The organism is Vibrio sp. FE10, assembly GCF_030297155.1.
In the GTDB taxonomy this organism is placed as follows: Bacteria; Pseudomonadota; Gammaproteobacteria; order Enterobacterales; family Vibrionaceae; genus Vibrio; species Vibrio apostichopi.
The window spans coordinates 807015-821641 of record NZ_AP028068.1; the positions used below are offsets into that span (position 1 = coordinate 807015).

At 46.0% G+C, this 14627-nt stretch carries 11 protein-coding genes; 5 read left to right on the forward strand and 6 right to left on the reverse strand.

Annotated features, from left to right (window positions below):
- Positions 1 to 22 precede the first annotated feature (22 nt).
- Positions 23 to 1237, forward strand: coding sequence for an L-2-hydroxyglutarate oxidase (lhgO, locus tag QUF19_RS20620; RefSeq protein WP_260811156.1), 1215 nt, complete (start codon positions 23 to 25; stop codon positions 1235 to 1237).
- Positions 1238 to 1376: 139 nt separating this feature from the next.
- Here lhgO and QUF19_RS20625 read toward each other — a convergent pair whose 3' ends face one another.
- From QUF19_RS20625 to QUF19_RS20645, 5 genes are all read right to left on the reverse strand, one after another.
- Positions 1377 to 2933 (reverse strand): M28 family metallopeptidase, encoded by a 1557-nt coding sequence (locus QUF19_RS20625; RefSeq protein ID WP_286302880.1) that lies wholly within the window; start codon positions 2931 to 2933, stop codon positions 1377 to 1379.
- Positions 2934 to 3076: 143 nt separating this feature from the next.
- Positions 3077 to 5461 carry a M4 family metallopeptidase gene (locus QUF19_RS20630; RefSeq protein ID WP_286302882.1) on the reverse strand — a complete coding sequence of 795 codons (2385 nt, stop codon included), beginning with the start codon at positions 5459 to 5461 and terminating at the stop codon, positions 3077 to 3079.
- 594 nt (positions 5462 to 6055) lie between these two features.
- A complete protein-coding gene (locus QUF19_RS20635) occupies positions 6056 to 6331 on the reverse strand; it encodes a hypothetical protein (RefSeq protein ID WP_017632032.1) in 276 nt (91 codons plus the stop codon).
- Positions 6332 to 6466: 135 nt separating this feature from the next.
- Positions 6467 to 7786 carry a sensor histidine kinase gene (locus QUF19_RS20640; RefSeq protein ID WP_286302888.1) on the reverse strand — a complete coding sequence of 440 codons (1320 nt, stop codon included), beginning with the start codon at positions 7784 to 7786 and terminating at the stop codon, positions 6467 to 6469.
- A gap of 36 nt (positions 7787 to 7822) precedes the next feature.
- Positions 7823 to 8527 carry a response regulator gene (locus tag QUF19_RS20645; RefSeq protein ID WP_017088801.1) on the reverse strand — a complete coding sequence of 235 codons (705 nt, stop codon included), beginning with the start codon at positions 8525 to 8527 and terminating at the stop codon, positions 7823 to 7825.
- A gap of 279 nt (positions 8528 to 8806) precedes the next feature.
- Between QUF19_RS20645 and QUF19_RS20650 the strand changes: the two genes are divergently transcribed.
- Entirely contained in the window at positions 8807 to 9919 is a 1113-nt protein-coding gene (locus QUF19_RS20650; RefSeq protein WP_286302892.1) for an alpha/beta hydrolase, read from the forward strand.
- 338 nt (positions 9920 to 10257) lie between these two features.
- A complete protein-coding gene (locus QUF19_RS20655) occupies positions 10258 to 11457 on the forward strand; it encodes a diaminopropionate ammonia-lyase (RefSeq protein ID WP_286302894.1) in 1200 nt (399 codons plus the stop codon).
- 146 nt (positions 11458 to 11603) lie between these two features.
- On the opposite strand, the gene QUF19_RS20660 is transcribed toward QUF19_RS20655, so the two are convergent.
- Complete coding sequence (locus tag QUF19_RS20660; protein WP_065206767.1) at positions 11604 to 12095, reverse strand: Lrp/AsnC family transcriptional regulator; 492 nt, start codon at positions 12093 to 12095, stop codon at positions 11604 to 11606.
- A 309-nt stretch (positions 12096 to 12404) separates the two neighbouring features.
- Between QUF19_RS20660 and QUF19_RS20665 the strand changes: the two genes are divergently transcribed.
- Entirely contained in the window at positions 12405 to 13199 is a 795-nt protein-coding gene (locus tag QUF19_RS20665) for a maleate cis-trans isomerase family protein (RefSeq protein WP_286302900.1), read from the forward strand.
- Between the two features lie 98 nt (positions 13200 to 13297).
- Positions 13298 to 14509 (forward strand): M20 aminoacylase family protein, encoded by a 1212-nt coding sequence (locus QUF19_RS20670; RefSeq protein WP_286302901.1) that lies wholly within the window; start codon positions 13298 to 13300, stop codon positions 14507 to 14509.
- The last annotated feature ends 118 nt before the right edge of the window (positions 14510 to 14627 follow it).

Below are 14627 nucleotides of genomic sequence, written 5' to 3' on the forward strand. Positions count from 1 at the left end.
AAAGGATGAATGTAGGAATATTATGAACTCAACATACGACTATATTATCGTTGGTGGTGGCATTGTTGGTGTGTCGACGGCATGGCAATTACAGCAAGCTCACCCTGATAAAAGTATCCTTTTAGTCGAAAAGGAGCGTGGCTTCGCGCAGCACCAAACTGGCCATAATAGTGGTGTGATTCACGCTGGCGTTTACTACGCTCCGGGCAGTTTAAAGGCGGATTTCTGTAAGCGTGGCGTAGAGCGAACCATCGCTTTTTGCAGCCAACACGATATCCCTGTCGAAAACTGTGGCAAGCTGTTGGTCGCGACCAATGAGCAGGAAGTCGAGCGAATGAACGCGCTCTATCAGCGTTGCCATGATAACGACATTGATGTCGATTTGTTGGACCAAGCGCAGCTCAAACTAGCCGAGCCAAACATCACGGGCTTGGGCGCGATTTATGTCAAAACCACCAGTATCGTCGACTACAAAAAAGTCACCGAAGTAATGGCTCAAGAGTTTGTTGAAGCGGGTGGTAAGCTCAGCCTTGGCACTGAAGTGATTTTAGCCGATGAGCAAGAAGATGAGGTGCAGTTAACGTGCAAAGTCGATGGTCAGACTCTACAACTGAACAGCCGATTCTTGATCACTTGCTCTGGTTTGATGGCCGACAGAATGACCAGCATGCTTGGCATTGAAACCGACTTCCAAATCGTCCCATATCGCGGTGAATATTATCAGTTGGACGCCAAACACAACCAAGTGGTGAATCATCTTATCTATCCGATCCCTGACCCAGAACTGCCATTCTTGGGCGTGCATTTAACACGCATGATTGATGGCTCCGTAACAGTAGGGCCAAATGCAGTTCAAGGCTGGAAGCGAGAAGGTTATGGCAAGCTTAACTTTAGTTTCAAGGACACTTGGCAGATGCTGAGTTTTGCGGGCTTTTGGAAAGTGACTGCGAATAATCTAAAAACCGGTTTGGTCGAGTTTAAAAACTCGTGGTGGAAGCCGGGCTATCTAAAGCTAGTGAACAAATATTGCCCGAGCATTACGGTGTCAGATTTCAAACCATACCCAGCAGGCATTCGTGCCCAAGCGGTCCTCAAAGATGGCACCTTGGTTCATGATTTCCTGTTTGCCGAAAGCCCAAGAAGCTTGCATGTATGTAACGCGCCATCGCCGGCAGCGACATCAGCAATGCCGATTGGTGAGTATATTTGTACTAAGGTGATGAAAAAGACGGCGTGATGATAACGGAAGATCATTGATCGAATATTTCTCCTAAGACAATAAAAAATCCGCGAGCTCAATTCTATTTAGGATCGAACTCGCGGATTTTTAGTTTTTGCCGTTTTTGCCCGGATTAATTGTTAGTAAATAACCAACCTTACAGCCAATCCGGCACAAAGTTAGCGACGATGGTGACATCGTTAAAGTTACGGTAGCCGCGCACCATGATGTTGAATTCCCCCGCAGGCATGTCTAATACACACTGTTCGTTGCTGCTGTTCTGATATGGACGACAATCGTAGCTTGCTTTCGATACGGTGCCATTGTGTTTCACGTAAAGGTCGGCATCGCCACTACGAGGGCCTGTCATGGTTACGGTTAACTGACCAGAGTACTCCGTTGTTACGGTAAAGAATTGCTCTTCACCGTAACCAGCGGATAGCCCTTCTACAGGGACGTCATATTGAAGCTCTGTTGGCCCTGCAACGGGCGAATCAAGGCTGGTTTCGACAAGGTAAGCAATGGCCAGTTTGGCGAACTTGGTCGCGTGTGTCGCCGTAGGATCTGAGTTCTCAAGCGTGTCGTGCTGGGTATGAATACTTGGGTTGTAATCATTGAACATGCTCTCGAATGGCATGGCAGCTGGGTAGCCAACATTGTGCCAAGAGGCGTGGTCAGAACAGGCATAGCCACAATCATCGAAACCGTAACTGATCTCACTAGCGTAAGTGTCGATCAGCTCGCTCAAGTAGGCGGTTAAGTTACTGTCGGTATAGTCTGTGATGAAGGTGATATCGTGCGCTGAACCGTTGTAGTTGGTCATGTCTAATTGCAATACTGACACAACGCTTGCTTGCTCATCTCTTAAAGCGTTGGCGACATCTTGTGAGCCGCGCAGCCCTACTTCTTCTGCAGCATAGCCATAGAACTTGATGGTTTTGTCTGGCTGAATGCCGCTCGCTATCATCAGGCGAAGCGACTCTGTTACCGTTGCAATGCCAGACGCATCATCATCGGCTCCCGGTGAGATGGTGCCTTCGCTTGTCCAAGATCCAACGGTCGAATCAAGGTGTCCACCAACAACGACGATCTCTTCAGGATATTTAGCGCCAAGTAGTGTCACTTCAACGGATTTTTGTGGATATTCGGCATGCGTGATCTGGCGTGCAGATGCGTACGGTACATCTTTAATCTCGGTTTCCCAACGCTCTAAAAGCCAATCTGAAGCAGCGACACCAGTAGAAGTAGTATAAAAACGGTTGGTGAAGTTGGTTAGATTTTCAATGGTCGTGACCATGTTGTTCGGCTCGACCTGAGCGAGTAGGTCATTCACTGTGTCTTGATGGCTGATCACCGGCTTTTCGAAGGTGTTCATTGTCAGTGGCATTGCTGCGGCTTTGAATGCACTCGCTTTGTCTTCGTGCACCATGTAGCCACCACAACGGTGAGTTTCTTCATGCATGTGGCTGGATAGTTTCGCCAGCTCTTTCTGGTTGATTTTCGCGACGATGGAGTGCTTGTTTCCAGTCACGCTTGGATAAACCGTTGCGCCATGCTGAGTCATTATATGCTGTGCGTCAGCATCGGTGGTGATCCAAACTTCTTGGTTCGCTGGTGGTGTGATGCCTAGGGATGCGTAAGCCGAAGTACTGTTGATTAAGGCTAAAGAACCTCCGAGTACAGCCAAAGCTAGCATGCTTTTTTGAATAGCCATTTGTCGTCCTTTTTATGGTGAGTATTGTTATGTTGATGGGGGTGATTTTTGTGTAATGCGTGGATGTTTTTGTGTAGATGTTTCATTTTCTGAACAGTTAACCGCGAAAAGGGCCCCTTTCGGAGCCCTGAATTTGCTATTGATTACTGTGCTTTAATGAAACGGTAGTGCTTGGTTTCTGAACAGATATCGCTTGAGGTACACACTTGGTACTCCACATCCACTGTGCCATTGTGACGGAACTTGTCGACGTATGAGTTGAAGTCTGTAGCACCAACATTCTTGCCATTACGCTTAATCACGAAGTAGTCGTTGGTGTCGTAATCCCATGCCAGCTTAACGCGAGCTTTGCCATTCGGGTTTTTGTTACCAAACTTCAGCTTTAGTGGGAAGCCTTCCGCTGAGTCACCTTCAATCGTGATCGACTTGTTTGTTGATGTTGCAACGCCTGCATCGTCAGTTACGGTTAGAGTCACCACGTAGTCGCCAGCTTCAGCGTAGGTATAACGAGTCACTTCACCGGTTTGTGTGTTGCCATCGCCAAGGTTCCATTGGTAAGAGACGATCTGACCATCGCTGTCCGAACTTGTGCTGCGCAGTTCTACTTCTTTGCCGACAATGGTGTGTTCGAAAGAAGAAACTGGCGGTACGTTAGCATTGCCTGATTCGTATGATGCTTTCAGATTTGCACCTGCGTAATCTGAGTAACCCAGAATGTTCACCGTGTAGCGACCAGCTGTTGGGTTTTCAATCACACATACTTCATCGGTTACGCTTTCACTCTTACAGATATTCTCTTGAGAGCTTGGCGCATAATCTAGACCGACATACATATCCGGATCACCAGTAGACACAGCAAGATCAATCGTTAGCTTGTCTTGGCCTTCTGGTACTTCGATATCGAAGTAAGTTTTTGAGCCTGTTTCACCAGCAACTGCGGCTTCAACACCATTCTCAAGGCGTTGGTATTCCGGTTCTGGCGGCAGTGGTGGCTCTGCACATGGGGTAACACCTACAAGAGCGAACGCAGAAACAACGTCATCGGCATTGTAGCCAAGGTCGTTTGCTGAGTTTTTCACGCCACAAGCACCCTGCCAGAAGTCACTGTTTTCCGACCAGTAGATTTGGTTGGATAGCACGAAAAGCTCGAACGCTTTTTTAGTATCCCAGCCTTGTGTGGTTGCAAGGTGGTAGAAGGCCTTGTTGAACACACCAGAGCTGTAGTGCACGTTCAAACCATCGTAATACTCAGATGCGTTGTTGATTGAAGAACCATCTCGTGATGGATCGTCCATGTAACGCAGAGCGCCATCGCCTTTAAAGATATTACGGCCGACCATCCAGTCGTTGGTGCCTTTCATGTAGTATTCTGCCGCTTCACCTGCCATATCAGAGAAAGCTTCGTTCATACCACCGGATTGGTTCGCGTAAATCAAACCTGAGTTTTGTTCTGTGAAACCGTGGCTCACTTCATGCGCTGACACATCTAGGCTAACAAGTGGATAGAAGAAGCTTTCACCATCTCCGAATGTCATTGCCTTGCCATCCCAGAATGCGTTCTCGTAGTTGTTACCATAGTGAACACGCATCATGAGTTTGAAAGAGAGTGGTGCAGTGTCGAACCAGTTCTTATACATGTCGAACACGATGTTACCGAAGTAGTGCGCATCGTTGAGTGGAGAGAAGGCTCCGTTCACTTCTTTATGTTCGTTACGAGGACATTCGTAGCTGTAAGTGGTGTCGCCGTCTGTCGCGCCATTTAGGTCAACGGTGACAACATTTTCCGATTCCATCACACACTCTGTGCCATTTTCTACCACATCAAGATAGTGGTAGTCGGTACCGTACTCGTACATGCCTGTTTTTTCATTACCACCGGGACCTGTACCGATCTGTGCGTGAGCAATACCTTCCCAACGGTCGATAACTTCGCCGGTATGCGCGTCTAGCATGGTGAATGGTCGAGTCGGCTGTTCGCTGCCTTCAACGAGATAAGAGATAACGTAGACTAGGCGTGTTTTATCTGCCCCTTGTGTACCAATGCCTTGTTTATCGGCTCCTTGGTTAGATGTGCCCTGATAAATAAACAGCTCATGTTGTACGTTGTCTAAAGATTTGCTGGTTAAGCCCTGAACCTTGAGATCTTTACTCGCAAGCTCAACGGCTTGGGAGCTGTTGATTGATGGCTTAACAAACGATCGCTCTAGGGTCGTCGTTTTAAGGTAGCTGCCTTGAACTGATTTAAGCGCGCCACCTTGTACACTTTGAGTGGCGTTTAGGTAATGCCCCCAAACGGGTGTTCCCCAGATGTTCTGTTGGATCTTAACTTTGTAGATACCACGCTTTTTGAGGTTAACTTCCTTCACCATCTTAAAGCTAGAGGCGTTACTGACACCTAACTGCGTGTTCAACCCAGAAAAGCTAGTAAAGTTGATCGGTTGATCGATGTTAACGGATTCACTTGCATGCACTGATAAAGACATAGCACTCGCTATAGCAACGGCAACTAAACGCTTTTTCATTTTCATTGTTATTTTCTCTTTCCATGTAAAATCCATGAAAACGTAACAAAATTATCACAACGAATTTACATCATTCGATCTGATTAATTAGTAGCATGGCAATGATCTCTTTTATTCATGAAACTTATATTTCTCGTATTTACAGATAGTTATCGTTTCTGTTTATTTTTGAACGCACTCATAGGTTTTATTTATAAAATCATGACACTTTTATTAAGTGTTATTTTTTTATGGAAATTAAGATTTCTGGGTAAATTGATCTGTGCCTCAATTAACGGATTTTGGGCTGATAGAAGGATCAACGATTTGGGCGTGTCAGTTTAAGCGGAAGGTAATTAAGCGAATTTAAGGGCCATTTTGATAAGAAATTGAAGGTTTTTGGGCTTATTTTTAGAATTGTTACTTATATGAGGGCAGGGTAATTAGGAATTTATTTGGCACAGAGCACAAAAACGGCTGGATGAAAAAAGCCAGTGACGAGGTCACTGGCTTAGATGAACTTAGTTTGTACAGGCTAGCGTTTAAAGGCATGCAAGCTTTAGCAAATTACTGCTTTTTAACGAGCTATTACTTTCTAACGAACTATTGTTTTTTAACGAATTACTGCTTCTTACCGCCAACTTGAACGTAGTCGATACCGATAATACGGTTGATGATACCCAGAACAGAGCTTGTGTCAGAGTTTGTAGAGCGAATAGTCTCAACCGTAGCGCCTTCAGGTACTAATTCCATTGCACGATCTTGTGTGTTACCAGGAACTTGGAAACCGACGATGTTGAAGCTCTCAGCGTGCGCTGTGTAAACTTCTTCGTTGTGGCTGATACCTGAACAACCTGCTAGAGAAACAATGCCTAAAACAACTAATAACTTTTTCATAAAAATACCTTAAGAATGATTGGAATCGAGATGGCAAGCCCCAAAGGCAGTGTCATGATTATCTAGATTCAATAAGTTCATGGGAGACAGTATCTCCCGACCGATGTTGAACATTATTCCAGAGGTGTTTTGTAGTTACTGTATGGGTTTGTCAGTTGAATCATTACATAGCTGAATGGTTATGGTGAATACCGCACCCTTTAAGGCTTGGCTTTGACCCACTTCCACGGTTGCGTTGTGTTGAGCACAGATCTTCTCGACGATAGAAAGCCCTAAACCATGGCCGCTCTTGGCTTTGTTACGCGCTTTGTCGCCAACGTAAAACGGTTCAAACAGGCGAGCCTGATGCTCTTGAGCCACACCATCACCATCATCATGTACCGCAATCTGTAGCTGTTCTTGATGAACGCTGGCTTCAATCAACACTTGAGAGCGTGCGAATTTCATGGCGTTACGGACGAGGTTATCTAGGGCGCGGTTGAGCAGTATTTCATCCGCCAGTATCGAGCTAGGTTGCTCTGGCAGTGATAGGTCGATGTTGAGCTGAGTATCCTTGTTCCAACGCGTCATCGCGTGTTCGAGAAGGTCTCTTATCTCTAATGGTTGTTGTAGATTTTCGAGGTCACAGCTATCCAGTTTGGCGTAACACAATAGCTCATCGACCATCTTCTCCATCTCTTCCGTATCTTCCACAATGCTCTCTACAGTCTCTTGCTGAGACTCGTTGAGTGGCGTGTCTTTGAGCATTTCAGCTTGCCATTGGATACGAAATATTGGCGTGCGCAGTTCATGAGCGACGGCATTGGTGAGTGAGCGATTACTCTCAATCAAGCGGTGAATGCGGTCGGCCATTAGGTTGAAGGATTTGTTGAGTGAGCCGATTGCAATGCCGCTTGAGGTCTCGGCTCGTGAAGAGAGATCCCCTTCTGCAAAGGCGAGAGTCGCCGATTCAAGCTTCTTAACTCGGCGGAAGATGATAAATAGGTGGCATAAGCCATATAAGATAAAGCTGGCTAGGAAGAACAGCCAAATGAGGTCATCTTCCAACTCTATTTTTTGCCTAACGAACGCTTCACTGTTGGGGAGGTAATGATAGGTATTTTCACTGCTTGCTAAGCGAAACCATAGATCACGTTCATCATCATGAAAGATAAAGGTATTTGGGTTGGTACTGAAGAACTCTGAAACTGAGTCTGGTATTTCATCTTTTGGGTTGAACGTCACCAGTTTATTGCGAGTGGTTTCGACAAACTGGTTCATTGCTTGTTGAGCCGCTTCAAGCCCCTGATTTTTTGCGATGTTTTCTATGAGTTGCTGGTGGGCTGTCGCTTCATAATCTTGCAGAACATATTCGTAGTCGGTATTGAGCTGATAGACACAGATTTCGTAGGCGACAAGGCCGCCCATAAAGCAAACTAACAGCCCTAATAGGGACTCCAAAAAGATACGTCGCATAATCGCTCTCTTTCATTACGCTCGTATTGAGCGAGGTTAATGCCAGGCGGTTGAAACAAACAAGTAGCCTTTACCGCGAATGGTCTGAATTTTCTCTGCTGGTGTGTGGTCGTCGCCCAGTATCTTTCTTAGACGCACGACTTTGTTATCTATTGTGCGGTCTATTCCGTCGTACTCAATGCCGCGCAATGTTTGCGTCAAGTAGTCACGAGATAACGGCGTATCTGGGTTGCTTGCCAATAACCAAAGTAGGTCAAATTCACTGTCAGTGAGTGATAAAACGGCACCTGAAAGTTCACACTTCTTATAGGTGTTTTTCAGAACGAGTTGATCAAACTGAAGGTTGTCTGAGTCATCGACTGAAGCCGTATTGGCGTCTTGGCGGCGTAATAGCGAACGAACTCTGGCCAGCAGAACTCTTGGTTTGATTGGCTTGGTGACATAATCATCAGCCCCTGTCTCTAAACCAGCGACGTGATCAAAGTCGTCATCGCTAGCGGTGAGCATCAAGATTTTACCTTTATAGTGCGTACGCGTCTGTCGGCAGATTGTAAGTCCATCAGTTACAGGAAGCATCAAATCTAGCAATACGATGTCAGGTTGCTCTGCGAGGATAGTCTGTGCGGCATCACTGCCATCGTCCAATACCGTGACATCAAAATCTTGCGCGACAAAGTAGTCCTGCAACATTTTCTGAAGTTTCAAATCGTCTTCCACGATGATCATTTTAGGTTTTGTCATTCCATTATCAGCCTTGTCGTGCGTTTCAATCATTGAGATTACGTGAGGGAGCCTTATCTAGTGGTTAGCTATTGTGGCATCTCCAATTTGCATGCTTTACGTAAAATACCTGACATGAATGATTAAACACTTTCCACGCCAGTTCAATGATGATTTTGAATTTGTGCGAAAATAAAAAACAATGTTCAAAAAGACATACATTCTCATACATTCGCACGACAGATGTTTTCTTCTTTAAATAATAGAATTTTCCCATCAAACATTTTTGGGAATTATCACATGAATAGTTATAGAAAAACGCTACTGGCATTACCTTTGGTTCTTTTAGCTGGCTGTAATTCAAGCTCTAACTCAGGCTCTAGTTCTGGTAACGCGGCGACTAAAGCGCAAGCAAAACCTCAGGCGGATTACGTATTCTCATCAGTGAAATTAGGCAAGTTGTATCAAGAGCGAGAAGAGCTCCAAGAGGCAATGAAGCTGACTTACGATGGTGTGCAGTATGAAACCATTCAGTTTGCTGAAGACATCAGTGATGAGCAAAAAGTGGTTAGGCTAGCAAGTCGCTTAGGTCAGAGCGTTGACCTGTATTTTCCTGATGTAGGCTTTGATAACTGCGGCATTTACAGTGAAGGCCATTACTATGATTCGTTTGATTGTGGTACGGCTCAACGTTCAATTGGTAATGATACGACGTTAATCCAAACGACAACGAGCGATAGAAAGCTTGCTGTTAAGCTTGAATACCAAAACGAGTTGTCGCAATACGTGACGAGCCTGGGCTCTACGATTCTGAGTAAAACCAAAAACGGCAATAAGGTCACCATCACCACATCGTTTGCTTTCAACGCTTTTTACCGCGATGTGCTCAACGAGACTGGCGCTGTTGAGCGCATTACTTCCACTCTAGGCGCATCAACCTATTCTCAGCTTTTTGATATCGTGAAGCTATACCGAGGCAGTGAGATGACGTTGAAGTTCACCAACCATATTGGCGGTAGTGCTGATGATGATATCAACATGTACACCGGGCGCATGATCAATAACAACAAGATGACGACGGTTGTGACTCCAACGGGGTCGGTTTTCTCGGGAGGCACGGATTTATTTGCAGCGGGTAACCCACGTATTTTGCAACGCGCCGATACTACCAAGGCTATTGAGCTGAATAAGCAGGTGGGTGTGCATAGTTGGGCTGAAGGGGATAAAACGGCTAAAGAATTCCCATACACCAATGAAAGTCATCGTCAGCAAGCGACCTATTTTAAAAAGGTGATGGGCGAAAAAGGGATCGACTTCTATATCTTCACTTTAGATTCTGCCCCAGCTTCCGGTGAGTACTGGATGACCAAAGCCGACTCTGATAAGTACGGTTTCATTACACGTATTGAGTAGTCAAAGAACGCAGCAATAACGACTCCGCAAAGGTTGGTCTTGACTCTGTCATTACCAGCCTTTTTTTGTGTCTGATGTTTTTAGTTTTACCTTTGCAGTGGTTGAGCAAAGGTTTTTACCTGTTCTAACAACGAATGCTTGACACAATGTCATAAGATGAACAAATACTGCATTTAACCGTGGTGTAACAATTAATTCCCGCAGATCGAGTGATAAGAATGTGTAATCACGGCACTTTTTTGTCGATAGAATTTATTATCCGCAGCCTTACTGGCCGATAGGTTTCTATAATCTAACGATGTAAGGAGCATGTGAATGACTAATAAGGACGATCATTTATGCAGTTACTGGCAGGCACTCTGACACACTACGCTAACCCTCAAGCACGCCCTGAATTGGAATACTCGAGTGAGCAGCGTGACATTTTAAGTGTCGCGAACTCACAACAGGCGATTAAAGATATTTCTCAATGGCCAGGCTACTCTGTTACTCCTTTGCATGAGCTGAATGCTATATCTGCTGAGATCGGTGTAAACAAGTTTTGGTACAAAGATGAATCGCAGCGTTTTGGCCTAAAAAGTTTTAAAGCACTGGGCGGCGCTTATGCCGTTGCTCGTCAGCTTCAGATTGAGATCGCCAATCGCTACGGGAAGAACCCGACCATCAGTGAGTTGCTCAACGGGGAGTGGACATCAGAAGTTGCTGAGATCGTTGTCAGCTGTGCGACAGACGGAAACCATGGCCGCTCGGTCGCATGGGGCGCACAAATGTTTGGCTGTGGTTGTGTTATCTACATTCATCGCGATGTGTCGGAAGGCCGTAAGCAAGCGATGGAAGCATTTGGTGCAGAAGTGGTTCGTATTACAGGTAACTACGATGAATCGGTTCGTTTGGCTGATACAGAAGCGCGAGCGAAAAATCGCGTGATTGTATCGGATACTTCTTACGAAGGTTACATGGAAATCCCGAAAGACGTTGCTCTGGGCTACACCGTGATGCTGGCTGAAATTGTCGAGCAACTGGACGGTGAAATCCCAACCCATGTTTTCGTACAGGGTGGAGTAGGTGGTTTGGCATCTGCCGTCTGTGGTTACTTTTGGGATCTGTGGGGCGCCGAGCGTCCCCGCTTTGTAATCGTCGAACCTGAGCAGGCTAACTGCTTACAGAAGAGTGCTCAAGCGGGTAAACCTGTCGTGGTTACGGGCGACTTAGAGACGCTGATGGCAGGCCTTGCTTGTGGTGAGGTTTCAAGCTTGGCATGGACGATTCTACAAAATGGTGCGGATGACTTTATGACGCTGAGCGAAGAGGCTATTCCGCAATCGATGCGTATGTTGGCAAGTGGCGAACAAACGGAAGTGTCGATAGAAGGAGGAGAATCTGCAGTCCCAGGTTTTGCTGCAGCGATCATCGCTAAGCAAGACCCAAACTTCGCTGAAAAATTGAATTTAACTCAAGACAGCCGAGTGCTAGTGATTGGTACTGAAGGGGCAACCGACCCCGATCTCTACCAACAAATCATCGACAACAAAATCTAATAGCGAAAAGTACATAGCTAGCAGTTAATCGCTAATCGCGAACAACAAATAATAAAGTAAGCCCCAAGGTTGGCGGTATGTAAGGTTTCTTCATACCGTCTTTTTTTCCTCTCATTTTTGACTTCATTCACGACACGCCTTGTTTGCTAATCGCGCTGATCATCAATTGGAATTGTCAGCCCTACCTTAACGTTATCCATCACCACATTGGTTTGAAAGCTCTTGATATTGGCATTATCGAAGAAGGCTTCACGAGTAAAATTGTCGTATCCCTCCATGTCTGCTGCTGTGACAATCATGATGAAATCTGAACTGCCAGTCACGTAATAGCACTGCTGTACTGAGCGGTTTGAACTCATCTCTTTTTTGAAATTGTGCATCAAATCCACACGCTCACGCTCTAGTGTTACCTGAACGATAAACGTCATTCCGTGGCCGACTGCTTTTGGGTTGATCACGGAAACATCAGCTTGAATGACACCTTGCGCTCTCATACGTTTTAAACGGCGCTGAACAGCAGCAGGGGAGAGCCCTACCTTTTCTGCAATCTTGTCTGAAGTAGCTCTGTTTGAGTCTTGTACGATGTTGAGGATCTTCTTGTCGAAACTGTCGACCACCAATGCCGGTTGCTGTGTCATACCCATACTTCCCAATATCTGTTTGTAAATTAATTGTTTCTTTTGAACCAGTGTGTGATCGAGTTAAAGGTATTTAGCCTTAACAATTAGCCCTCGATGAATGAGAGCAAAAAACCACTATAACGCAGAAAAAATGCGGAATTTCTGCACAGCAAGGTCATCATTTAATGATAATCCTTAAAGTTATCGGTGCATTATTAATCTTGTGAACGAAATGTAAAGATCAAATCAACAGAGTTTTAAATTTATATGAAACATGTTGTTAACATCGTTTGGCGGTGTTAACTCTCGCTCAAGGAGTTGGAAAGTATGAAATCTGCAACCGCTACTTTACAGTTTGAATTAGAACAATTGGCACCAGCAGGACGCGTCGGTGTGATTGCGTTGGCGACAGATTTCAATATTGAGCGTGATTTAAACGCGCTGTATCCAAACGATGTGCAATCGTTCACCAGCCGCCTGAGAAACTACAACCCGTTGACGATAGAGAACCTACGTAGAATGGAGCCGGGAATCGCTGCTTGTGCCGATACCATCTTACCGGGCACCGAATTGGATGTGGTGATTTACGCTTGTACCTCCGGCACCATAGCGATTGGCAGCGAGCGAATTACCCAGCTCATTCATCAGTCTCGCCCAAACGCTGCGGTAACGAATCCGGTGACCGCTGCCTTAGCGGCTTTCGACAGCTTTAAAGCGAAGCGTATCTCGGTATTAACGCCTTATACCGAAGCCGTGAATCAAGACGTGGCCGCATTTTTTGAGTCGCAAGGCATTGAGGTGCTGAGCATCGCTGGCTTTGGCTTTGAAGATGACACCGCGATGACGTTCATTGATCCAATGGACATCAAACACGCCGCACTGCAAGTTTGCGACCCTGACGCTGATCTTCTGTTTATCTCTTGCACGGCATTGCGTGCTGCATCGGTGGTTGAATCCATTGAAGCGCAATTAGATAAGCCTGTTGTTAGCAGTAATCAGGTGTTGGCTTGGCACTCGCTTCAGTTGATGAACTACCCCATACCCATTAAAGGTTTTGGTGCACTGCTAGCGCACCATCTCCAACCATCCTCAGATAATTGCCGAAGGTCGCAGTCGTTGTAACGACCTTTGACTGAGGCTGCTCGCTTTGCGTTTACATTCAGCAGCCAAGCTAACTCCATATTTAATAAGACAAAGAATTACACTTTGGGATCACTACTATGCCGTCTACTTTCTCGATCAAACCAGACCAACTGTCTTCGCAGCTTATTCAAAGCATGACGGAATGGCGTCAACACTTACACCGCTTTCCTGAGTGTGGCTTTGACGTCAATCTCACCTCTGATTTCATCGCCAGTAAGCTTGAGAGCTTTGGCATCGAAGTGGTGCGTAACATCGGTAAAACGGGGTTAGTAGGGATACTTCGTTCTGGATCAAGTGAAGCGAGCATCGGTCTTAGAGCTGATATGGATGCTCTGCATATTCATGAGCAAAACAGCTTCGCACACTGTTCACAACACGACGGAAAGATGCACGCTTGTGGTCACGATGGACACTCTGCAATGCTGCTCGGCGCGGCAAGCTATCTAGCCCAAAACCTATTATCAGGGAACCCAACCTTCGATGGCACTGTGTATTTCATTTTTCAACCCGATGAAGAGCACGGATGTGGCGCGCAAGCGATGATTGATGATGGCTTGTTTGAACGATTCTCGATTGATGAAGTGTATGGCGTGCATAACTTTCCCGGCTTAGCGGAAGGTGAATTGATGGTTCGCCCCGGATCATTAATGGCCAGTGAGAGTAGCTTTGAGATCACCATCAATGGTGTGGGTGGACATGCTGCTCTACCGCATCAAGGGGTCGATCCTCTCGTTGTTGGTTCGCAAGTCATTCTTGGTCTGCAAACCATCGTGTCTCGTAATCTCAGTGCGATTCACGACACCGCTGTAGTCTCTGCGACCGAATTTATTACTGATGGCACGGTTAACGTCATTCCTACTCAAGTGGTTATCAAGGGTGACTGCCGCTGCTTTACTGAATCTTCTCTTGATCGAATCAAGCAAAGCATGGAGCGAATCGTGGCGGGCATTTGTCAGGCAGCAGGCGCAACTTACGACTTCGAGTTTATCAATACCTTCTACCCAACCATCAACAGCGAGCAACAAACCCAATACTCGGTAGCTGCCGCGCAGAAGGTGCTTGGTGTCGAGAACGTTAATGACGCCTGCGACCCACTGACAATTTCGGAAGATTTCTCAAGCATGTTACGCGTTAAACCTGGCTGTTATGTGCTGCTGGGTAATGGCACGGAATCGGTCGGCGGCTGCGCATTGCATAACCCTGAATATGACTTTAACGACGGCATCTTAAAGCTCGGTGCGAGTTACTGGATTCAGTTGGTGAACGACCGTTTAGCGCGATCAATTTAGAAACACTTAATTAGAAGCTACTCAATGAGAAGCAATCAGTACAGAAACAGATTCAGCAGTGACGTATTTGGCGCTGCAAGATGGCTGACTTTAAACGGAGTTTATTGTCGACACAGCC